This window comes from Pseudomonas sp. 3JA (assembly GCF_036961705.1).
GTDB classification, from domain to species: Bacteria; Pseudomonadota; Gammaproteobacteria; order Pseudomonadales; family Pseudomonadaceae; genus Aquipseudomonas; species Aquipseudomonas fluorescens_Q.
In genome coordinates this window covers 19,867-40,355 of sequence record NZ_JBAMDJ010000005.1, presented here as the reverse complement: position 1 = coordinate 40,355, position 20,489 = coordinate 19,867, and the positions used below count along the sequence as shown (strand labels likewise).

Sequence of the window (20,489 nt, the reverse complement as noted above, 5' to 3'; positions counted from 1 at the left end):
CGATGCCCTTCACGCAGGACATCGGACTGCAACACAACTATCGGATAGCAACGATCTTACTGGGACGGTGTGGCCGAGGCGGTCTGACTGCCAAACATGGCCTCGAAGCGAGGCTTATTGGCGGCGTAGTACTCGGCAACGACCTTGTCCGCCGAACTGTCACGGGCGGTCGACATCAACTTCTCAAGATCAGCCTTGGGGATCTTGAAGTTGGCGAAGAACCGGGCGACATCAGGATGCTCGGCGCTGAAACCTTTGCGAGCAACCGCATGGATTTGCTCGGCACCACCGAAAATCTGCTTCGGATCATCCAGGTAGCGCAGCGGCCACTTGGCAAACATCCAGTGTGGGCTCCAAGCATTGATCAACGACCATTTGTCACGTTTGAGGTTTCGATCCAGCTCGCTCAACATCCCGGACTCTGAAGAAGCGACCATCTTGTAACCATCGAGCTTATATTCCTGGATGGCCTTTTCCGTGAGCTTGTATTGGCCATTGCCCACTTCCGAAGTCAGGATCTTGCCGCCGAGTTTCTCCCGCACTTCTGGTTTATTCAGATCCTCGACACTGGCGATCTCGCTGGTGGGAATGGACGTTGGCACCGCCATGCCGATCCGACCTTCATACAGCACGCCGAGGTCTTCGAGCTTGTCCTGGTATTTGTCATAGAACGCCTTGTGGGTGCTCGGCAGCCAGACCATCGGGATCAGGTCGATATTGCCGTTGGCCAAGGCCTGGAACTGGATACCAATATCGGCGAGCACCAACTTGACCGGTTGCTTCAAGTGGTCGCGCAATGCCGTATCCGCCAGCTTTACAGCGATTTCCGTATCCGACCAGTTCACCCAACCGATACGAATGGGCGTGGGTTCCTCGGCGTGGGCCATCAGGCTGCCGGCGGCCATCGCCAGGCCGGCAAGCCAGCCGATACGAGTTTTACTGGAAAACGTCATCATGGTGCATCTCCGCGTACTGTATTAATAGTTATTGGCAGGGCAGCAGAAGAATTTACGTTCCCTCATCAAAGCAGAGTGCCATTACACTCCTCAAGGGATTTAATGTTATGCATGGATAAGTTCTAGTTATGCGAAAACCCTTCATGTATTCAGGTCGTTCGGCCCTCCTCCGCCCCTTGGCGGAACTTATCGATGTAAGCACTCACAATGCTTTTTCGAGCGCCGGCAAGGCCTCGAACAGATCCGCCACCCACATGTAATCCGCCACCTGGGCAATCGGCGCTTCGGCGTCCTGGTTGATCGCAACGATGACCTTCGAACCACTCATGCCCGCCAGATGTTGAATGGCGCCGCTGATACCCGCCGCGATGTAAAGCTCTGGCGCGACGATTTTCCCCGTCTGCCCGACCTGCAAATCATTGGGAGCAAACCCCGAATCCACTGCGGCACGCGATGCGCCGACGGCACCGCCCAGCTTGTCCGCCACTCGCTCGATCAGGGCGAAATTTTCTTTGCTCTGCATCCCGCGGCCACCGGACACGACGACGCGGGCGCTCGACAGATCAGGCCTTTCGCTGGCCGTCAGTTGCTCGCTCACGAAACGCACATTGCTTGCGCTTTGCCCGCCCTCCACCGCCACCACTTCGCAACGATGTTCATGGGACAAGGCCTGGGTGAACGCCGAGGCGCGGACGGTAAGCAACTTGATCGGATCGAGGGACTGCACCGTGGCGATGGCGTTGCCAGCATAAATGGGGCGTTGGAAGGTATCCGCCGAAACAATCCGGGTGACATCGGAGAGCATGCCGACATCCAGGCTCGCCGCGACCCGTGGCAGCACATTGCGGCCCATGCTGCTGGCGTCGACAACGACATGCGTATACCCCTTGGCCACCAGTGAAGTGATCAGCGGTTGGGCATTTTCAGCCAGGCCATTTTCGAACATCGCATCTTGTGCGAGCAGCACACGGTCCAGGCCTTGGGCCAGCGCCGCTTGTTGCGCCACTGCCGACGCGTGCGTCCCGCCCATCACCAGCAAATCCGTCTCGGTCCCCAGCGCCATGGCGGCGGTCACGGCACTCCACGTACCCGCCGTCAGCTGACCTGCACTGTGCTCGGCGATCACCAATGTGCGCATCAAATCACCCCCGCTACGTTTTTCAGTTTATCCACCAGCTCGGCCACCGAACCGACACTGATGCCCGCTTTGCGCACCGCCGGCGGGACCACCCCTAATAATCGAGCGTGTTCCTTCACGCTCGCGCCCAAGGTGTCAGCGGCAATGATTTCCAGCGGTTTTTTCTTGGCTTTCATGATGTTCGGCAACGAGGCGTAGCGCGGTTGATTCAGGCGCAAGTCACACGTCACTACGGCCGGTATAGCGAGGGCGAGCACTTGGCTGCCACCGTCCACCTCACGTTCGACGACCCATTGCCCGTCGACGTGATTGACCGCTGAGGCGTAAGTGGCCTGACCGCTGCCGATCAACTGCGCGACCATTTGCCCGACCTGATTGTTCTCCTGGTCGATCGCCTGTTTGCCGAACAGGATCAGTTGCGGCTTTTCCTGATCGATCACTTTGCTCAGGTACTTGGCGACGTTGAGCGGCTCGAGTAGCGCATTCGTCTCGACCAGCAGTGCCCGGTCCGCACCGAGTGCCAATGCCGTGCGCAGTTGTTCCTGGGCGGCCGAAGTGCCCACCGAGACCACCACCACTTCGGATACCAGCCCCTTCTCCTTGAGGCGAATCGCCTCCTCCACCGCGATTTCGCAGAAAGGGTTCAAGGCCATTTTCACGCCATTGAGTTCAACGTCTGAACCGTCAGCCTTCACCCGGACTTTCACATTCGGGTCGATGGCGCGTTTTACCGCAACGAGCACTTTCATAGTTCTTTGCATAGCCCCTTTGCACTCTGGATCGATGCGGGATGACCGACCGGATACGCCGGATCCCCCCTGTTTCGACTGGATGGTAATCCTGGTTTTTCCGCCACGCAAGAAAAATGTACACCTGTGTCTCAATCGTTGACACACGTGAACATTCAACATACCGTTATGTCAAACCAAGCCTGATGTTCTGTTCCCGGAGCGCAACACCATGTCCAGCGATCCTCTGCTGCAGCCCTATAAGATCAAACACCTGACCCTCAAGAACCGGATCATGACCACCTCCCATGAGCCCGCTTATCCTGTCGACGGCATGCCGAAGGATCTGTACCGCGCCTACCACGTTGAACGCGCCAAGGCCGGTGTGGCGCTGACCATGACGGCGGGCTCCGCTGCCGTTTCCCGGGACAGTCCGCCAGTATTCAACAACGTGCTGGCGTACAAGGACGAAGTGGTCAAATGGATGAAGGACCTGACTGACGAATGCCACGAACACGGCGCGGCGGTGATGATCCAGCTGACCCACCTGGGACGGCGCACACGCTGGGACAAGGCCGACTGGCTCCCGGTCGTATCGCCTTCCCATCGTCGCGAAGCGTCCCACCGGGCCTTCCCGAAAAAGATGGAAGAATGGGACATTGACCGGATCATCAAGGATTATGTGGACGCCGCCGAGCGCATGAAGGCCGCCGGTCTTGATGGGCTGGAACTGCAGGCCTACGGACACCTCATGGATCAGTTCTGGTCGCCGTTGACCAACGATCTCGACGGCCCCTACGGTGGTTCGCTGGAAAACCGGATGCGCTTCACTTTTGATGTGTTACGCGGCATTCGCCAGCGTTGTGGCGAGGATTTCCTGCTCGGGGTGCGCTACACCGGCGATGAAGACCTGCCCGGCGGCTTCGGTGCCAGCGATGGCATCCAGATTTCCCACATGCTCAAGGACAGTGGGCTGGTGGACTTCCTCAACGTCGTTCGCGGGCACATCGATACCGATGCCGGCCTCACCGATGTGATTCCGATCCAGGGCATGCGCAACTCGCCACACTTGGATTTTGCCGGCGAGATCCGCTCGGCCACGGGTTTCCCGACGTTCCATGCGGCCAAGATCCCGGACGTCGCCACGGCGCGACACGCCATCGCCTCCGGCAAGGTGGACATGATCGGCATGACCCGGGCGCACATGACCGACCCGCACATCGTGCGCAAGATCATCGAAAAGCGTGAAGAGGAAATCCGCCCCTGCGTCGGTGCCAACTACTGCCTGGACCGCATCTATCAGGGCGGCGCGGCGTATTGCATCCACAACGCCGCCACTGGCCGCGAAACCACCATGCCCCACGAAATTCCCAAGGCGTCGGTCAAGCGCAAGGTGGTGGTGATCGGCACCGGCCCGGCGGGCCTGGAAGCGGCGCGGGTGGCCGGCGAGCGCGGCCACGACGTCACGGTGTTCGAAGTGGCGGATCAGCCCGGTGGGCAGATCCGCTTGACTGCGCAGAGCGAGCGTCGCCGCGAGATGATCAGCATCATCGACTGGCGCATGGCGCAATGCGAACGGCTGGGCGTGAAGTTCCAGTTCAACACCTGGGCCGAAGCCGAGACCGTCATGGCCGAGGCGCCGGACGTGGTGATCGTCGCCACCGGCGGTTTACCCCATACCGAGGTACTCAAGCAGGGCAATGAACTGGTGGTGTCGACCTGGGACATCATTTCCGGCGACGTCAAGCCCGGCCAGAACGTACTGATCTTTGATGATGCGGGTGACCATGCAGCCCTACAAGCGGCCGAAGTCATCGCCAACAGCGGCGCGAAACTGGAAATCGTCACACCGGACCGGTCGTTTGCGCCGGAGGTGATGGCGATGAACCTGGTGCCTTACATGCGCAGCCTGCAAGACCTGAATGTCACCTTCACGGTCACCTATCGGGTCGATTCCGTGGAGAAGCGCGACGGTCAGTTGGTAGCCAACTTCGGTAGCGATTACGGCCGAGTGCACAAGCAGCGCGTGGTCGATCAGGTGGTGGTCAACCACGGCACCCTACCCCTGGACGATTTGTACTTCGAACTACGCCCGCATTCGAGCAATAACGGCGCGGTGGAACAACACGATCTGATCGCCGGCAAAACCCAGAATATCGTGACCAACCCGCAGGGCCGTTTCCAGCTGTTCCGGATCGGCGACGCGGTGTCGGCGCGTAATACCCACGCGGCCATCTACGATGCGCTGCGGCTGGTCAAGGACATCTGAAGTCATGCCCCTGATCTTAAGGTCAGGGACTGATGTTGCATTTAAGGCGTTCGATAACCCCGTAGCGAGGGAGCTTGCTCCCGCTGGGCTGCGCAGCAGCCCCCTTTTTATGAGCGCTTCGCGCTCATACGGGAGCAAGCTCCCTCGCCACGGGTTTATCGTTCTCACAAGTCAACTGCGTTGCAATTAGCGAGGCTCTTCCATGTCAGCACAGACCTTGAAATCAAGGGCTGCGGTCGCATTCGCGCCCAATGAACCGTTGCGGTTGGTCACCATCGATGTGGCGCCGCCCAAGGCCGGTGAAGTCCGGGTTCGCATCATCGCCACTGGCGTTTGCCATACCGACGCTTTCACCCTTTCGGGCAGCGATCCCGAAGGCATTTTCCCCACGGTGCTGGGGCATGAGGGCGGCGGTGTCGTCGAGTCCATCGGCGAAGGCGTGACATCGCTGCAAGTCGGCGACCACGTGATCCCGCTCTACACCGCTGAATGTCGGCAGTGCAAATTCTGCCTCTCGGGCAAGACCAACCTCTGCCAAGCCGTCAGGGCCACCCAGGGCAAAGGCTTGATGCCCGATGGCACCTCGCGTTTTTCCTATGAAGGCCAACCGCTGTTCCATTACATGGGCTGCTCGACTTTTTCCGAATACACGGTGCTGCCGGAAATTTCCCTGGCGAAGATTTCAAAAGAAGCACCACTGGAACAGGTTTGCCTGCTCGGTTGCGGGGTGACTACGGGGATTGGCGCGGTACTCAACACGGCAAAAGTCGAAGCGGGTGCCAGCGTGGCGATCTTCGGGTTGGGCGGTATCGGCCTGGCCGCGATCATCGGTGCAAAAATGGCCAATGCCGGGCGCATCCTGGCCATCGACATCAACCCAGCCAAACGCGACGTTGCCCTGTCATTGGGCGCAACGGACTTCATCAACCCCAAGGACGATGACCGCCCCATCCAGGACGTGATCGTCGAACTCACCGACGGTGGCGTGGATTACTCCTTCGAATGCGTCGGCAATGTGCAACTGATGCGCGCGGCGCTGGAGTGCTGCCACAAGGGTTGGGGCGAGTCGATCATCATCGGTGTGGCCGGTGCCGGCCAGGAAATCAGCACCCGCCCGTTCCAACTCGTCACCGGTCGCGTATGGCGCGGCAGCGCCTTCGGCGGCGTGAAGGGCCGCACCGAACTGCCCAGTTACGTGGAGAAAGCCGGTCGTGGGGAAATCCCGCTGGAAACCTTCATCACCCACAACATGCCCCTGGACAAGATCAACGACGCCTTCGAGTTGATGCACACCGGGCAAAGCATTCGCACCGTCATTCATTTCTGAGTGTCGGTCGATCGTCCAACTACCCCATAGAAAGGAAACCAAGATGTCTGTTTTTACCCATGTCACCGTCGGCACCAACAACCTGGCAAAAGCACGTGCGTTTTATGATGCCACCTTGAAGGAAATCGGCCTCAAGCGTGTTGCCGATCTCAACGATGCCGGTTCCATCTGGGGCGTCGATAAGCCTTCATTTTTTGTACTCAACCCGGCCAATGGCAGTCCGGCGACCATTGGTAACGGTGTTACGGTGAGCTTCGAGGCACCGAACCGTGCTGCGGTTCTGGCGTTCCATACGGCTGCATTGGCGAACGGTGGCGTATGTGAAGGCCTGCCTGGGCCGCGCGGTTGGGCGGACAACGCCTATGCGGCTTATGCTCGGGATCTGGATGGGAACAAGCTGGCGGTGTATTGCTTCAAGGCTGAATAGGATTTGAGGTTGGCTTGAGGAAAACGGCGCCTTTCTTTTTTGGAAGAGTGCCGTTTTTTTATCTGGGGGTGGGGTGAATATCCGTTGCTGCGGTAACGGCGGCTTAGGGTTCCGTTCTTACAGCGTGGATGTGCTGGCCTCTTCGCGAGCAAGCCCGCTCCCACAAAGGGGTTGTGTTGGGCATGGATGTTGTGTCCGCTGAAGATCAAATGTGGGAGCAAGCCTGCTCGCGATGCGGTGGTGGCCGTTACCCGACCCCGATCGTTTTATCAGGTTTGAAGCCCCTTGCGGGCCACCGCGGCACCTGCCTGCAACGCCCTTCCAATCTGCTCTTCGAAATGCCCCTGGGTCATCGCCTGCAAAGCGGCGGCTGTTACGCCCCGGTAGGCCACCAAGGCGTCGATCATCTGCTGGGCATCACGGCTCGCCAGCATTTGGCTGCTGTTGACCACGACATTCTTCGCGGCAAGCTGCGCGATATCACCCGGTATACCGGCCAGCATCGCCTGATTGGCCAGCGCCGTCATCAACAAGGCCGGAAAGGCCGGGCCGGTGCCTGAGAGTGCCGAGAGGTAATCGATGAAGTCCTCTGCCTGGACTTCAGCAGCGGTGCCCACACATTCAAACAAGCGCTGCACTAGGATTTTCGTCGTCGCCTCTACCCCGCCCGAACAATACCAGGGCGTAAACGACTGCTCGATTTCCACCGCCGCATTGGGCATCGCCCGTACGACTGCCGACGACATGGTCTGTGTAGCAATTGCCTGTGCCGTGATGCCGGCCATCAAGGAGATCACGGTCTTGCCCGTCGCATTGATGTTCAAGCTGGCGAACTGCTCGGGGCGAATCGCGATGATCACGACGTCGCTGCGATCCACCAGGCCCTGGTTGTCCGCGACCAGGCTGGCACCTTGTTGGACCAGCGGGTGGTTTCCCGAACGATTGGAAATGATCAGGTTTCCCGCCGGCACCAGTCCCTTCGCCAAGACCGCCTTGGCCATCGCACCGCCCAGCCAGCCGGTTCCGCCAATGATTCCCACGGTCTCATTGATCATCGCCGTTGCCTTCGAACGTATCCGTCAAGGGGACAAAGACCCCGGGCTCTTTTTCGGCATAGCCGAACTTCCCATAGAAACGATCCAGCTCACGCTGCTTGGGGACTTTGCCGGTGAAAATGCTCACGTAATGAGGAATGCGCTGGAAGCGCACGGTAATCAGCTCACTCGTATTCATGGTGATATAGCCGATCTGCGTCAGATAAATCGTTCGGGCCCGGGTATCAGCTCCCTGGCTGTCATAACCAAAGCGCTTGAACATGTTCGCCAGGGCGTTCATGCGCTGCTCGTCTACCGCAGCGACCTCTTGGGCCACGTCAGCGGACTGCAACGCCCAGCTGCGCACGGCAAACTCGAATTGCGAGTCGAACAATTGCGGGTTGAGCCAGCACTCGAACACATTCAGGATCGCCTCGGAGATGCTTTCGGCATAGCTTTCACATTGCCGAATCAAGCCCCCCGTATTGGTCTCTCGCCAACGCGACAGCAACGCCGCCAGCAGTTGCTCGCGATCCTCGAAGAACCAGTAGAAACTGGTGCGTGACAAGCCCAGGCGCTTGGCCAGCGGCATGACCCGAACCGCATCGATGCCCGATTCCTTCAGGGCCTCGTAGGCCGCTTCCAGCCACCCCTCCGGCGAGCCCCGCCAGCCTGCGTCCTGAGCCTTGCCGCGTGCCTTCCCTACCTGGGGCATCTTTTCTTACCTTCTTTAAAATAATGCGTAACGCGAATGTACTCGGATGACCGTCAAATGTACACCTAAGTACATTTGATTGACTTTTTCGCCCGAGAAGTGATGAATAATTAATGATAAAAACTCATGAGACACTGACATAAAATGGTTTGTCAGCAAAAAGCACCTGGATAACTATCTCCCACAGGCAACGGACTCCAAACCAAAACAACAACGAGCCGCCAACATGAATCTTGCAGTGCACACCTCTGAAAGACCTTCGACACCCGGCCAAAGAATGCCGGGGCGACCGGTTTTGATACACGCGTCTTCCGTTACTCATCCCCTGCCCAAACTTCGATAACTGCTCACGCGACGCCCCGCGCAGTCGTTTTGTGTTGCCTGGAACCTGGCACACGGAGCTGCGCCCGGGCGGTTGCTGGCGTGCTGTTTCTTTCCATCAGCCGGATTAGTGATATGTGGATTACACAAGAGAAACTTCCACTGGGCGAATACATCGCCCGGTATGTCGAATGGTTGACTCAACATGGCGCAGGTATTTTCGACGCCATATCGCTGTCCTTGTCTGGCGTCATCACCGCATTGACCAGCGCGCTCCTTTGGTTCAACCCCTTGGTGTTGATCGCTGTATTTGTCCTGCTTGCCCATTACATCCAACGCAAGATGAGCCTCACCCTCTTCGTGGCCCTCTCGTTCCTGCTGATATTCAATCTCGGCTACTGGCAGGAGACCATGGAGACCCTCGCCCAAGTGACCTTCGCCACGCTCGTCTGCGTGGTCATCGGCGTACCGCTGGGCATCGTCGCGGCACATCGCCCCTGGTTCTATGCGGTCTTGCGGCCAGTCCTCGACCTGATGCAGACCGTGCCCACCTTCGTCTATCTGATTCCTACCCTGACGCTCTTCGGCCTGGGTGTGGTTCCAGGCCTGATATCCACCGTGGTATTCGCCATCGCCGCCCCTATTCGCCTGACCTACCTGGGCATCTGTGACGTGCCCGAAGAGTTGATGGATGCCGGCAAGGCCTTTGGCTGTTCGCGCCGCCAGTTGTTGGCGCGCATCGAATTGCCCCACGCCATGCCCAGCATCGCCGCCGGCATCACCCAGTGCATCATGCTGTCGCTTTCCATGGTGGTGATCGCCGCACTGGTGGGTGCCGACGGCCTGGGCAAACCCGTGGTCAATGCGCTGAACACCGCCGATATCTCGATGGGTTTTGAAGCGGGCCTGGCGATCGTGCTGCTGGCGATCACGCTCGACCGCATCTGCAAGCAACGTGAAACCCTGAAAAGAGGTGACGTATGAGCATCATCCGTTTTGAAGACGTTGACGTCATTTTCTCTACCCGTCCGAAACCCGCCCTGGATCTACTCGACCACGGTTTTTCCCGTCCAGAGATTCTTCAGAAAACCGGTTTGATCGTCGGCGTGGAAAAAGCCAACCTGGAGATCAACAAAGGCGAGATCTGCGTACTGATGGGCCTGTCCGGCTCCGGCAAATCCAGCCTGCTGCGCTGCATCAACGGCCTGAACACCGTCAGCCGCGGCAAGCTGTTCGTCGAACACGAAGGCCGGCAGATCGACATCGCCTCCTGCACCCCCGCTGAACTGAAGATGATGCGCACCCAGCGCATCGCCATGGTATTCCAAAAGTTCGCCCTGATGCCCTGGCTGACGGTGCGCGAGAACATCAGCTTCGGTCTGGAAATGCAGGGCCGTCCCGAGAAGGAACGGCGCAAGCTGGTGGATGAAAAACTCGAACTGGTGGGCCTGACCCAATGGCGCAACAAGAAGCCTGACGAGTTGTCCGGCGGCATGCAGCAACGAGTCGGCCTGGCCCGCGCCCTGGCGATGGACGCCGACATCCTGCTGATGGACGAACCGTTTTCGGCACTCGACCCGCTGATCCGCCAGGGCCTGCAAGATGAGTTGCTCGATTTGCAGCGCAAATTGCACAAGACCATCGTCTTCGTCAGCCATGACCTGGACGAAGCCCTGAAGCTGGGCACGCGTATCGCCATCATGAAAGACGGCAAGATCATCCAGTACAGCAAACCCGAGGAGATCGTGCTGAACCCGGCCGACGATTACGTGCGCAACTTCGTCGCCCACACCAACCCGTTGAATGTGCTGTGTGCGAAAAGCTTGATGACCCCGCTGGACCAGTGCGTTTTTGCCCGCGACGAATACTGCCTGGATACAGCTCAGAACCTGTGGATGGTGGTGAACCCGCAGCGTCATTTGGCCAGTGCTCGAAAAGGCGCCACAACCGCCCATGTCCAATCATGGAATCCGATCGAGAAAATCGAGACCTTGGCCCGACAGCCCACTTGCGTGCCGTCGACGACCACCATGCGCCACGCCCTGCAGATTCGCTACGAAACGGGCCATCCACTGATCGTGCAGGACGAGGCCGGTACAGTCCTGGGCGTATTGGGCGACGGTGAACTGTATCGGGCACTGCTGGGGCACAACCTGTCACAGCCCGCACCTTCTGAACCTGCAAGAGAATCTTCAGTGGCTTGATTCACCAGGCAACGGCGTCGGAACCACACCTATGCAACCCAGCGATATCGATAAAAAGGTCAAGGGCTATCGGCGGTTGATACCGTCGATGACGGCGTTGCTGGAATTCGAAGCCGTGGCGCGGCTGGCCAGTTTCACCCTGGCCGCCCAAGAGCTGGGCGTGACCCAGGCAGCCGTCAGCAAACAAATCCGGTTGTTGGAAGATGCCCTGGGGACCAAGCTGTTCCATCGACTTCATCGGGCGATCAAGTTGACTCACGAAGGCTATGTCCTGCATCTGGTGGTCGCTGAGTCCATTCATCGCATGGCCAGTGTCTTCGACAAAATTGCCGAGGGCATTGGTGAACAGGAGATCACCATCGCCTGCACGGAAGCGTTTTCTCATTTGAGAATACTCCCCCGGTTGATCGCTCTGCGTACCCTGCAACCGAAGTTGAAACTGCGCTTGATGACGCAGCAGACCTCGCCAAGTTCATACCGGGATGACGTCGACCTGGCCATCCGTTTCGGCAATGGAAAATGGGAGGATGGCAGTTCGGTTTTCCTGTTCGATGAAGAAGTGTTTCCCGTTTGCTCGCCAGCCTGGCTCGCCGCCAATCCGGCACCTTCATCCATTAGCGATTTTCTGGACACCGCGCTGATTGACTCCGACTCCACCCTTGAAGGCTGGATGACCTGGAACCGTTGGTGCCGGGAACTGGGTGACATGCGCCCCAAGCTCAACTATTCATTTCGCTGCAGTTCCTACAACGACGCGATCCAGGCGGCCATTCAAGGCCATGGTATTGCACTGGGATGGAGTCGGCTGATCGCGCACCGCCTCAGCAGTGGTGAACTGATCAGAATCACGCCCTACGTGGTCAAGCCAAAAGACGCTTATTACCTGGTAATTCCGAGCGGTCGGAAACTTGAGCCGATCACCCAGGCACTGGTCGATTGGCTGCGCGATGACAGTTATATAACCAACTGATAATGAACGACTAAATTAAAAATTCAGGCATAACGCAAAGTTATGCGAGCGTGAAAATAAAGCGCGTTGACGGTCTTACTCCACCTTTCCAAACTCTACTCGCCGCCTGATCAATTTGAATGTGAGCGAGACCTATAATGACAGTCAATGCCGTGAAGCCCCATCGTGAACTCTTGGCCAACCGCACGCCCGGCCATGGCATGCCAGGCGGCTTGTTTGGTCGCCAGGATATTTTTGAAACCGACGTCGATGTCTTCTTCACCAAACATTGGATTCTGGTGGGTGTCACCAGCGATGTTCCCGAACCCGGTGATGTCTCCACCCTTGATATCGGTAAATCATCCATCCTCCTGGTGCGCGATGATGACGAGCAGGTGCAGGCGTTTCGCAATGTCTGCCGTCACCGCGGGGCTCGCCTGAAACAGGCTGGCAAGTCGACCGTGGGCATGCTGGTCTGCCCCTACCACCAATGGAGCTACGACCTGGATGGCAGCCTGAAACATGCGGCACACATGGGCAAGGACTTCGACCCTAAATGCAAAAGCCTGCTCCCTGTTCACACCCGGGTCATCGGCACCCATGTCTTCGTCTGCCTGGGCGACGAACCACCAGAAGACATCCTGTACCTTGACCAGGTCATGACGCCGCGTTTCGCCCAATACGACATTGCCCACTCAAAGATCGCCTACGAATCGGAAATCATCGAGAACGGCAATTGGAAACTGGTGATCGAGAATAACCGCGAGTGTTACCACTGCGCCGCCACCCACCCGGAATTGACCGCGTCTTTCCTGCCCGAAGATTTCGGTTTCTGCACCGATGGGCTGGGCGAGGATTCACTTCAGGCACTGGCCGAGTATCACCGTCGCAATGCCGAGACCAAGGCCAACTGGGAGCGCGAAGGCTATATCTGCGATGCCGTCGAACACCTGGGTGAAGACGCCGTGACCCAATTCCGCTCGCAGCGACTGGCCATTGCCGGCAATGGCGAATCCCAGACCCTGGACACCCGCGTGGCGTGTACCCGACTGTTTGGCGACCTCACCCGTCGCGACTTGGGCGACGTGCATCTTTGGACGCACAACTCCTGGACCCATGTCATGAGCGATCACGCCGTGATCTCCTACATCATCCCGCTGGCACCCGATAAAACCCTGGTGCGCACCAAATGGCTGGTCCATGCCGATGCCGTCGAAGGCGTCGACTACCAGGTGGATAAGCTGACCGAAGTCTGGGCAGCGACCAACCTGCAGGACGCCAACCTCGTCGGCATCACCCACAGCGGCACCCAGGATCCTGCCTACACGCCCGGGCCCTTCTCGGCCTTCACCGAAACCTATGTCGACCAGTTCTCTCGCTGGTACGCGGCGCGTCTGGCCGCCCACGGCGTGTGAGGAATGAACATGACGACTTACGAAAACCTGATACGCCCTGCCAGCCCCCATGCAGTCCAACGGTTTACCGACTCGACAACCTGGAGCACGTTCGGCTCGCAGTGGCACAGCGGAGAACAAAAAACCCTGCAGTGCTGCGCTGTGCGCCAGGAAACCCATGACGTAAAAACCTTCATTTTTCGTTGTGCGGACTTCAGCGCCCTGAGTTTCGAGCCCGGTCAATTCATCACGATCTCGCCGGTCATTGGCGGGCAGACCCTCTTCCGTTGCTACACCCTGTCGTCCTCCCCGACCCGGCCCTTTGCGTTTTCCATTACCGTCAAGCGCGTGCCGGGCGGCGCAGTGTCGAACTGGTTGCATGACCACCTCAAGCCCGGCGACAGCCTGAAGGCATCCGGCCCGGCAGGCAGCTTTACACCGGTCGGTCATCCTGCAAGCAAGTTGCTGTACCTGTCGGCCGGCTCGGGTGTGACGCCCTTAATGTCGATGACCCGGGCCGCCTGCGACATGGCCGGCAACCTCGACATCGTTTTTGTACACAGCGCCCGCACGCCCACCGACATCATCTTCCACGCGGAGTTAACGCGCATGCAGGCCGCCATGCCGGGACTGCGGGTCATCAGTGTGTGCGAAGGGCTTGGCGACACCGTTCAATGGCAGCAACCGACAGGCCGGCTCGATTTGCCGTTGCTGAGCCAGCAAGTGCCGGACTACAAGGAACGGGAAATCTTTACCTGTGGTCCCCAGGGCTACATGGAAGCGGTCAAGTCGCTGCTCAGGGAAGCGGCGTTCGATTTCGCCCACTATCATCAGGAAAGCTTCGACATCACCGAGCTGAACGAGGAACCGTTGCTCGAGCAAGCCCCTTCCCTCGATCAGCAGGAGGTGTTCACGGTAACCTTGTCGCGCTCGGGGAAGACGTTCAGCATGCCGGCCAATCAGACCGTGCTGTCTGCCGCCAAGAAAGCCGGCGCCATCGTGCCCTCCTCCTGCAGCCAGGGCGTTTGCGGCACCTGCAAGACCGCCCTGCTACAGGGTACGGTCGAGATGAACCACAACGGCGGTATCAGGCAACGGGAAATCGACAAAGGCCTGCGTTTGCTGTGCTGCAGCAAGCCCACTTCTGACCTGGTCCTTGATCTTTAGCCTTGCATCGCGAATAAGGTAGTCACTGCACACTGGCTTCTGCACAATCTCCGTGCGCTTACCCCTAATAAGACAGTGGCCCAGCCTGATGAAACTGCAACCCTTGCCGCCCCTCAACAGCCTGGTGGCATTCGAGGCCGCCGCCCGCCACTTGAGCTTCACCGTGGCGGCACGCGAACTGAACGTCACCCAAGGCGCCATCAGCCGCCAGATACGCTTGCTCGAAGATTATTTGGGCACGGCGCTGTTCACCCGCACGACGCGGGAAATCAACCTCACTGTCTCGGGCAGCCAGTATTACGAGAGCATCCGCGATACGTTGCAGCAAATCGCCCAGGCCACCGCGGGAATGCGCCATTGGCAAGGCGCGCAGCAGGTCACTGTCGTCACCAGTACGGCGATGGCCTCATTGTGGCTGCTGCCGCTTGTATCGGAGTTCCAGCGCCAGAATGAAGAGATTGACCTGCGCATTATCGCGACGGATCAAGTCAGCGACTTTTCCCGGCTGGACTGTGACCTGGCGCTCTATTACTGCAGCACGCCGCCAAAAAACATGAAAGTCACGCCGTTGTTCAACGAAGAAATTTTCCCGGTATGCAGCCCTGCCTATCTGACGCAGCATCCAGGGATCGAGACGCTGGAGCAGTTGGGTGGATGCACCTGGTTATGGCTTGAAGACCAGCACCGCGACTGGATTGGCTGGAAGGAATGGTTCCAACGCCTTGGCTACCAGGCGCCAGAACCTCGGCGGCGCATCAACATCAACAGCTACTCCATGTTGATCCAGTCGGCACTGGCTGGCCAGGGAATTGCCTTGGCCTGGTCGGGCCTGCTCAGCAATCACTTGCAAACCGGCAACCTGGTGCGGCCGACGCAAGCCATCCTGCGTACCAACGCGCAGTTCTGCCTGCTGGAACCCCAAGGCCGTGCGCCGAACAGACAAAGCGTCAACCGCTTCCGTCAGTGGCTGATGGCGCATCTGGCGGAGACGGGCGACGTTTGAGTGATTGTCATGGGCCAAGGATGGCCCCTACACCTGCCCCAGGCTGCCATCGTCAGGAAGATCAATGCCGGTCACGAACGAGCTGTCATCACTTGCCAGTCATGTACGCCTGGCATTGATAGGGTGCAGGCGCGTCGCCCCGACGCGGTTACAGTCGCCTTCCGGATTCCTCAGGCTTCGTTGAGGATGACGACCTTGCCAAACACATTGCGCTTGGCAAGATGCTCGAACGCGGCCTTGCCTTCGTCGAAGGTGAAGCGGCTGTCGATCACCGGACGGATGCCATTTTGTGCAACGGCGGCGATCACGTTTTCCAGGTCCTGGCGGTTGCCGGTCGCAATCGTCTGGAATCGCGCAAAAGTCAGGAACATGTCGAGATAGCCAGGCATCTCGCCCTCCGCCAGCACACCAACCATCGACACTTGGCCGCTAAGCGCAACCACTTTGAGGGACTGGGCGAAGGTACCGGGGCCACCGACCTCGACCACGCAGTCGACGCCGCGCCCTCATGGGCATATTGGGTGATGCGCCGCAGCGAATTGCGGTGCCCTGCTGGGAGATCGCCGATCATGTGACTGGCGAGACAGTGTCGTTCGGCGAGGACGGCGAAGCGTTCGAGTTCTTCTCGGCGTTGTTCACGTTCGACCACACCGCGGGCGAGCCCTTGTCGGCACTATTGCCTGATGTCGTCCATATCGCGTTGCCGAAGTCCGACGCAGGGCGAATGCTCTCGATCCTTGAGCAGATCGGGGCGGAGGAAGCACAAGCATCGCTTGGCAGTGCCTATGTCGTCGGCCGGCTACTCGACGTGCTGTTCATCCAGGCGATCCGCACCTGGGCCAATTCGGCGGGCAATTTGCCCGAGGGCTGGCTCGCCGGACTGACTCATCGCCAACTGGCGCAGACGCTGCAAAGGATTCACGCCGATCTGACCCGCCCGTGGACGCTGGAGCAACTCGCCCGTGACGCCGGGATGTCACGCTCCACGTTCGCGGCCCTGTTCAGGTCCGTCGTCGGAGTGCCGTCGCTGACCTACATCACGACATGGCGGATCTACCGTGCCAAGCTCCTCCTCGCTGCTGGCCACTCGATCGCGGTCGCGGCGCAGCAGACGGGGTACGGCAGCGACATCGCACTGAGCCGCGCATTCAAAGCCGCCATAGGCGTATCACCTGGGCAATGGCGGCGCGAGCGCCAGACCGCCCGTCGATCCGCCGCCCCAGCCTGAAGCGGCGGATGACGAGGCGATCTAGCCGACTTTCACATTCATGGTAATGCGCGCCGTAAAGACCTTCACCCCTGCCTCGTCGAAGATTTCGACCGGAACAATCTTGTCACCCGAAGTCTGCCAGTCGATGTCGCTGCCGTCGGCAATCGCGTGGATGGACGTCTTGGCCTTGGCCAGGTATTCGACAGTCATGCCTTTGGGAATCCAACGAGCCCCGCCAGGGATAGACACCTCGGTCATCATGCCGCCCGCCAGTTCTGCCGCGTTGCACAACGCGATCGCGTGAACGGACGCCAGGTGATTGGTGATTTCCTTGCGGAACGGCACCTTCACCTCACTGCGGCCGGGGGCCAACACCGAAATTTCCGGGTTGATGGTGCCGAAGTACGGTGCCATCTGGCAGGCCATATTGCTGAAGGCGGACGGGCCAACGCTTTGGTACATGCTGAGAGTCTGGCTCATGGGGGATCTCTGGTCAGGTGGATTGAAGTCATGGACAGAACATCACTCAATTACAGAATATTACTCTGTTACAGAACAATATTCTGTAAATGTCCACCCTGTCAATCGCTCGTGCCTAGCCGTCGTTTCAATTACCATGGCCCCTTTTGCCTGGGCCGAAAAATGGAACCTGTCGATCTTCTCGAGCGCTGCTACCCAGGGCGCCGTGCCGAGTCCAAGCGGCATATCCTGCGATGTGCCCTGGCGCTGTTCAATCAACAGGGCATAGAAGCGACCACCATCGACATCATCCGGGCCGAAAGCCAGATGAGCGTGGGGGCTATCTATCACCATTTCGATAACAAGGAAGGTTTGGTCGCGGCGCTGTACATGACCGCCCTGGATGACCAGGCACGGCTCAGGGACAGCTACCTCAGCGCTGTCACGTCGACCAGGGAATGGGTCCAGGCCTTGGTGTTCAGCTACGTGGATTGGGTGGTCAGCCAACCCGATTGGGCGCGGTTCCAATACCAGGCTCGCTTTGCGGTCGCACGCAGCAGCTTCAACGAGCGGCTCGCCGAAGCGAATACCGCCAGGAACGCCGCGCTCAAGCAATGGTTCAGCGACCCTGCCCACCAGCAGGATTTGCAGGACCTGCCTTTTGAGCTGATTCCGTCATTGATCATCGGTTCGGCGGAGAGCTATTGCCGCGCCTGGCTCTCGGCCCGCGTCAAACGCAGCCCTGAGCTCTACCGGCAGCAACTGGCCGAGGCGGCCTGGCGCGCCGTTGGCGCTGGCGGCTGAGCAACTCGCTCGGGTTTCTCCCGGTTCATGGCGCTCCCAGTCAACTCTGGCCGTTGCGCTCAAGCATCACCCACCACCGGGACTTAAAGTCGAAGTGCCAGGGGACATTCCCCCGCTCACAATTCCAAGAATAGAGCCACTTCAATGAGCCCGACCAAATCCCTGCCAGCGTGCCTGGCACTCAGCTTCGCGTCATTTGCCGCCCATGCCGCCGATGGCCCTCCTCCACCTTCCGTAAGCCAACCCAGCGGTATCAACCTGGGCGGCACCAGCTTCTACGACGGGTTTGCGGGGCCACCCGGGCTGACTCACCAGACCTACCTGAAGTTCAGCACCGCCAGCAGCATCAGGACCAACGGCGGCAAGAAAAACGGCGCCTTCGATGACCCGAAGATCAACGTCATCACGATGATCAATCAGTTGAGCTACTACTCACCCGACACCTTCGCGGGAGGGGCACACCTGGGTTGGAGCCTGTTGGTACCCGTCGTTTCCCTGGACGGCGACTTCGGCGACAACGGCGCCAAGCTCAAGGACAACGCTACCGGCCTGGGCGATGTCACGGTCGGGCCACAGATCCAGTTCGATCCGATCGTCGACGCCAGCGGCCGGCCGGTTTTCGTGCAGCGCATGGCCTTCGACACCATCCTGCCAACAGGCAAGTACGACAAAGATAAAGACCTGAACCCTGGCTCCAACCACTTCTCCCTGAACCCCTACTGGGCAGCGACCTGGATGCCGGCACCCCGCTGGGAGGTGAGTTGGCGACTGAACTATCTGTACAACTTCAAGAACGACGATCCGGCGAGCAGTTCGCAGCAGTTCTTTGAAGGGCAAGCGGTGCGCGACACCCAGTCAGGACAGTCGGCATGGGCCAACTTCACCGCCTCGTACGAAGTGTTCCCGAAGGTCTCGGTCGGCATCAACGGCTACTACTTCCGGCAGATCTCGGATGACAAGGTCAACGGCAACACCCTGACCGACTCCCGGGAAAAGGTGCTGGGCTTTGGCCCGGGCCTGTTCTGGAAAATCACCGAAGACAAAGCCTTCTGGCTCAACACCTATAAAGAAACCGGCGTCGAGAATCGCTCCCGAGCGGATTACCAGGTGCAGGTTCGCTACGTCCACAAGTTCTGATTGACGTGTAGGCCAGCTCACGCATGAGCGGGCTCTTTACCTGAGGTGATGCTTCATGAACGCACTCGACTCCATCGACAGCAAAAAATCACTGGGCGCCATCTGCCTGATGATGGTCATTTCCCTGGGAACACTGCAGATCCAACCGATCCTGGGCGGTGCCTTGATTGACCAACTCGGCCTGCCGCTCAATGCAATCGGCGCTCTTTTCGCCGCTGAACTCATGGCGATGGCCATCGCTTGCGGGGTCTGCGCCCTGTTCATGGCGAGCGTCGACCGGCGTCGCTTCGCCCTGGTGGCCTTGTTGATCCTGGCATTGGGTAACCTGGCCAGCACACAACTGCACAGCCAGGCCGGACTGGTCATTTCCAGGATGATCTGCGGCGCCAGCGGCGGCGCGGTCATGGCGGTGGTCTATGCCACCGCAGCGCTGCGTACATCCAAGGATGCGACCTTCGCGGTCATCAACATCGGCAACCTGCTGTGGGGCATGCTGCTGGTGACCTCCATGCCGCTGGTCCTTCAAGCATTTGGTGTGAATGGCGCGTTTTCCCTGTTGGCGATCACCAGCGTGCTCGCGGCGCTGGGTTGCTGGAGAGTGCCCAAGCGCTACCCGCAAGCACATCGCGCGGCCAATGGCTCGACCCAGCCATTCGGTCTCACCGCGATGCTGTTGATCCTGCTATTTGCCCTGCTGTTCTTCGGCCACTCCGCCCTGTGGGTGTACCAGGAACGCATCGGCAGGAACATCGGCCTGGAGCCCCAGCAGATTGGCGGCATCCTCGGCGGCAGCATCCTTGCCGGTGCCCTTGGCGCTGGGCTGGCCGGGCTGATCGGACGACGCCTGGGCCTACTGTTTCCGCAACTGTTGAGCTTCGGCACGGCATTGCTGGCGACCTTGATCATGGTCTATGGCACCAGCCCCGTTGCCTTTATCACCACGGCCTGCCTGATCCATATGGTCTGGTTTTTCAGCCTGCCCTACCTGCTTTCCATGGCAGCGGAACTGGACCCTTCCGGCCGATTGGCAGGCCTGGGTAACGCTGCGATTTTCATCGGCCAGGGACTCGGCCCGTTTGGCGCCGCACTGGTCGTGGGCGAGGGACACTTGCGCGCGGTCGGATGGCTGGCCGCCTCAGCCTATCTGCTAGCCTTGGTGATCTCGTGCCTGGTCGTTGCACGCTTTCGCCGCGGCGTGAAGCCTTCCGGACCGGCGATGTCCCCGCAATCGGCCTGAACCTGAACGA

19 protein-coding genes and 1 pseudogene are annotated in these 20,489 nt (G+C 59.3%); 13 read left to right on the top strand and 7 right to left on the bottom strand.

The features are described from left to right. Nucleotides 1–56: 56 nt before the first annotated feature. From V7773_RS05295 to V7773_RS05285, 3 genes are all read right to left on the bottom strand, one after another. Nucleotides 57–956: a glycine betaine ABC transporter substrate-binding protein gene (locus V7773_RS05295; protein ID WP_336072569.1), complete on the bottom strand. Its 900-nt coding sequence runs from the start codon at nt 954–956 to the stop codon at nt 57–59. 202 nt (nt 957–1,158) lie between these two features. Then, on the bottom strand, nt 1,159–2,094 hold the full coding sequence (locus tag V7773_RS05290) for an electron transfer flavoprotein subunit alpha/FixB family protein (protein WP_336072567.1): 936 nt from the start codon (nt 2,092–2,094) through the stop codon (nt 1,159–1,161). Continuing rightward, the gene (locus V7773_RS05285; RefSeq protein ID WP_336072566.1) at nt 2,094–2,843 is read right to left on the bottom strand and encodes an electron transfer flavoprotein subunit beta/FixA family protein; all 750 of its coding nucleotides are present in this window, start codon (nt 2,841–2,843) and stop codon (nt 2,094–2,096) included. The genes V7773_RS05290 and V7773_RS05285 overlap by 1 nt, the downstream gene beginning before the upstream one ends. Nucleotides 2,844–3,054: 211 nt before the next feature. Between V7773_RS05285 and V7773_RS05280 the strand changes: the two genes are divergently transcribed. From V7773_RS05280 to V7773_RS05270, 3 genes are all read left to right on the top strand, one after another. Next, the gene (locus V7773_RS05280) at nt 3,055–5,091 is read left to right on the top strand and encodes an NADH:flavin oxidoreductase (protein WP_336072565.1); all 2,037 of its coding nucleotides are present in this window, start codon (nt 3,055–3,057) and stop codon (nt 5,089–5,091) included. Nucleotides 5,092–5,293: 202 nt separating this feature from the next. Further along, nucleotides 5,294–6,418 carry an S-(hydroxymethyl)glutathione dehydrogenase/class III alcohol dehydrogenase gene (locus V7773_RS05275; RefSeq protein WP_336072564.1) on the top strand — a complete coding sequence of 375 codons (1,125 nt, stop codon included), beginning with the start codon at nt 5,294–5,296 and terminating at the stop codon, nt 6,416–6,418. A gap of 43 nt (nt 6,419–6,461) precedes the next feature. Beyond that, the gene (locus tag V7773_RS05270; protein WP_336072563.1) at nt 6,462–6,845 is read left to right on the top strand and encodes a VOC family protein; all 384 of its coding nucleotides are present in this window, start codon (nt 6,462–6,464) and stop codon (nt 6,843–6,845) included. 269 nt (nt 6,846–7,114) lie between these two features. Here the strand turns inward: V7773_RS05270 and V7773_RS05265 are convergent, their stop codons facing one another. Both V7773_RS05265 and V7773_RS05260 read right to left on the bottom strand, forming a co-directional pair. After that, entirely contained in the window at nt 7,115–7,900 is a 786-nt protein-coding gene (locus tag V7773_RS05265; protein ID WP_336072562.1) for a pyrroline-5-carboxylate reductase family protein, read from the bottom strand. Then, nucleotides 7,890–8,594, bottom strand: coding sequence for a TetR/AcrR family transcriptional regulator (locus tag V7773_RS05260; protein WP_336072561.1), 705 nt, complete (start codon nt 8,592–8,594; stop codon nt 7,890–7,892). Before V7773_RS05260 ends, V7773_RS05265 begins: the two co-directional genes overlap by 11 nt. Before the next feature lie 456 nt (nt 8,595–9,050). Here V7773_RS05260 and choW point away from each other — a divergent pair, with 456 nt between their 5' ends. The 6 genes from choW (at nt 9,051) to V7773_RS05230 (ending at nt 15,632) form a co-directional block, all read left to right on the top strand. Then, nucleotides 9,051–9,899, top strand: a complete 849-nt coding sequence (gene choW / locus V7773_RS05255; RefSeq protein ID WP_336072560.1) for a choline ABC transporter permease subunit — start codon at nt 9,051–9,053, stop codon at nt 9,897–9,899. Beyond that, entirely contained in the window at nt 9,896–11,119 is a 1,224-nt protein-coding gene (choV, locus tag V7773_RS05250) for a choline ABC transporter ATP-binding protein (RefSeq protein ID WP_336072559.1), read from the top strand. Before choW ends, choV begins: the two co-directional genes overlap by 4 nt. A 31-nt stretch (nt 11,120–11,150) precedes the next feature. Next, complete coding sequence (locus tag V7773_RS05245; protein ID WP_336072557.1) at nt 11,151–12,089, top strand: LysR substrate-binding domain-containing protein; 939 nt, start codon at nt 11,151–11,153, stop codon at nt 12,087–12,089. Nucleotides 12,090–12,226: 137 nt separating this feature from the next. Next, on the top strand, nt 12,227–13,483 hold the full coding sequence (locus tag V7773_RS05240) for an aromatic ring-hydroxylating oxygenase subunit alpha (protein WP_336072556.1): 1,257 nt from the start codon (nt 12,227–12,229) through the stop codon (nt 13,481–13,483). Nucleotides 13,484–13,492: 9 nt separating this feature from the next. Beyond that, complete coding sequence (locus tag V7773_RS05235) at nt 13,493–14,629, top strand: hybrid-cluster NAD(P)-dependent oxidoreductase (protein ID WP_336072555.1); 1,137 nt, start codon at nt 13,493–13,495, stop codon at nt 14,627–14,629. An 88-nt stretch (nt 14,630–14,717) separates the two neighbouring features. Beyond that, nucleotides 14,718–15,632 (top strand): LysR substrate-binding domain-containing protein, encoded by a 915-nt coding sequence (locus V7773_RS05230; protein ID WP_336072554.1) that lies wholly within the window; start codon nt 14,718–14,720, stop codon nt 15,630–15,632. Nucleotides 15,633–15,802: 170 nt separating this feature from the next. On the opposite strand, the pseudogene V7773_RS05225 reads toward V7773_RS05230, so the two are convergent. Then, a pseudogene (locus V7773_RS05225) lies at nt 15,803–16,126 on the bottom strand (zinc-binding dehydrogenase); the annotation flags it as partial. A 14-nt stretch (nt 16,127–16,140) separates the two neighbouring features. Between V7773_RS05225 and V7773_RS05220 the strand changes: the two are divergent. Continuing rightward, nucleotides 16,141–16,860, top strand: coding sequence for a helix-turn-helix transcriptional regulator (locus V7773_RS05220; RefSeq protein ID WP_336072553.1), 720 nt, complete (start codon nt 16,141–16,143; stop codon nt 16,858–16,860). Nucleotides 16,861–16,881: 21 nt separating this feature from the next. On the opposite strand, the gene V7773_RS05215 is transcribed toward V7773_RS05220, so the two are convergent. Continuing rightward, complete coding sequence (locus V7773_RS05215; RefSeq protein WP_063320442.1) at nt 16,882–17,322, bottom strand: hotdog fold domain-containing protein; 441 nt, start codon at nt 17,320–17,322, stop codon at nt 16,882–16,884. A gap of 162 nt (nt 17,323–17,484) precedes the next feature. Here V7773_RS05215 and V7773_RS05210 point away from each other — a divergent pair, with 162 nt between their 5' ends. The 3 genes from V7773_RS05210 to V7773_RS05200 all read left to right on the top strand — a co-directional run bounded on the left by V7773_RS05210 (nt 17,485) and on the right by V7773_RS05200 (nt 20,479). Further along, nucleotides 17,485–18,105, top strand: coding sequence for a TetR/AcrR family transcriptional regulator (locus V7773_RS05210; protein ID WP_336072552.1), 621 nt, complete (start codon nt 17,485–17,487; stop codon nt 18,103–18,105). A 144-nt stretch (nt 18,106–18,249) separates the two neighbouring features. After that, the gene (locus V7773_RS05205) at nt 18,250–19,242 is read left to right on the top strand and encodes a SphA family protein (RefSeq protein ID WP_336072551.1); all 993 of its coding nucleotides are present in this window, start codon (nt 18,250–18,252) and stop codon (nt 19,240–19,242) included. Nucleotides 19,243–19,297: 55 nt separating this feature from the next. Further along, nucleotides 19,298–20,479, top strand: a complete 1,182-nt coding sequence (locus tag V7773_RS05200) for an MFS transporter (protein ID WP_336072550.1) — start codon at nt 19,298–19,300, stop codon at nt 20,477–20,479. Nucleotides 20,480–20,489 lie beyond the last annotated feature (10 nt).

Bases quoted from the DNA above. Each gene is read 5' to 3' on its own strand.
- V7773_RS05295 (WP_336072569.1), bottom strand. From the start codon at position 956: ATGATGACGTTTTCCAGTAAAACTCGTATCGGCTGGCTTGCCGGCCTG.
- V7773_RS05290 (WP_336072567.1), bottom strand. From the start codon at position 2,094: ATGCGCACATTGGTGATCGCCGAGCACAGTGCAGGTCAGCTGACGGCG.
- V7773_RS05285 (WP_336072566.1), bottom strand. From the start codon at position 2,843: ATGAAAGTGCTCGTTGCGGTAAAACGCGCCATCGACCCGAATGTGAAA.
- V7773_RS05280 (WP_336072565.1), top strand. From the start codon at position 3,055: ATGTCCAGCGATCCTCTGCTGCAGCCCTATAAGATCAAACACCTGACC.
- V7773_RS05275 (WP_336072564.1), top strand. From the start codon at position 5,294: ATGTCAGCACAGACCTTGAAATCAAGGGCTGCGGTCGCATTCGCGCCC.
- V7773_RS05270 (WP_336072563.1), top strand. From the start codon at position 6,462: ATGTCTGTTTTTACCCATGTCACCGTCGGCACCAACAACCTGGCAAAA.
- V7773_RS05265 (WP_336072562.1), bottom strand. From the start codon at position 7,900: ATGATCAATGAGACCGTGGGAATCATTGGCGGAACCGGCTGGCTGGGC.
- V7773_RS05260 (WP_336072561.1), bottom strand. From the start codon at position 8,594: ATGCCCCAGGTAGGGAAGGCACGCGGCAAGGCTCAGGACGCAGGCTGG.
- choW (WP_336072560.1), top strand. From the start codon at position 9,051: ATGTGGATTACACAAGAGAAACTTCCACTGGGCGAATACATCGCCCGG.
- choV (WP_336072559.1), top strand. From the start codon at position 9,896: ATGAGCATCATCCGTTTTGAAGACGTTGACGTCATTTTCTCTACCCGT.
- V7773_RS05245 (WP_336072557.1), top strand. From the start codon at position 11,151: ATGCAACCCAGCGATATCGATAAAAAGGTCAAGGGCTATCGGCGGTTG.
- V7773_RS05240 (WP_336072556.1), top strand. From the start codon at position 12,227: ATGACAGTCAATGCCGTGAAGCCCCATCGTGAACTCTTGGCCAACCGC.
- V7773_RS05235 (WP_336072555.1), top strand. From the start codon at position 13,493: ATGACGACTTACGAAAACCTGATACGCCCTGCCAGCCCCCATGCAGTC.
- V7773_RS05230 (WP_336072554.1), top strand. From the start codon at position 14,718: ATGAAACTGCAACCCTTGCCGCCCCTCAACAGCCTGGTGGCATTCGAG.
- V7773_RS05220 (WP_336072553.1), top strand. From the start codon at position 16,141: ATGGGCATATTGGGTGATGCGCCGCAGCGAATTGCGGTGCCCTGCTGG.
- V7773_RS05215 (WP_063320442.1), bottom strand. From the start codon at position 17,322: ATGAGCCAGACTCTCAGCATGTACCAAAGCGTTGGCCCGTCCGCCTTC.
- V7773_RS05210 (WP_336072552.1), top strand. From the start codon at position 17,485: ATGGAACCTGTCGATCTTCTCGAGCGCTGCTACCCAGGGCGCCGTGCC.
- V7773_RS05205 (WP_336072551.1), top strand. From the start codon at position 18,250: ATGAGCCCGACCAAATCCCTGCCAGCGTGCCTGGCACTCAGCTTCGCG.
- V7773_RS05200 (WP_336072550.1), top strand. From the start codon at position 19,298: ATGAACGCACTCGACTCCATCGACAGCAAAAAATCACTGGGCGCCATC.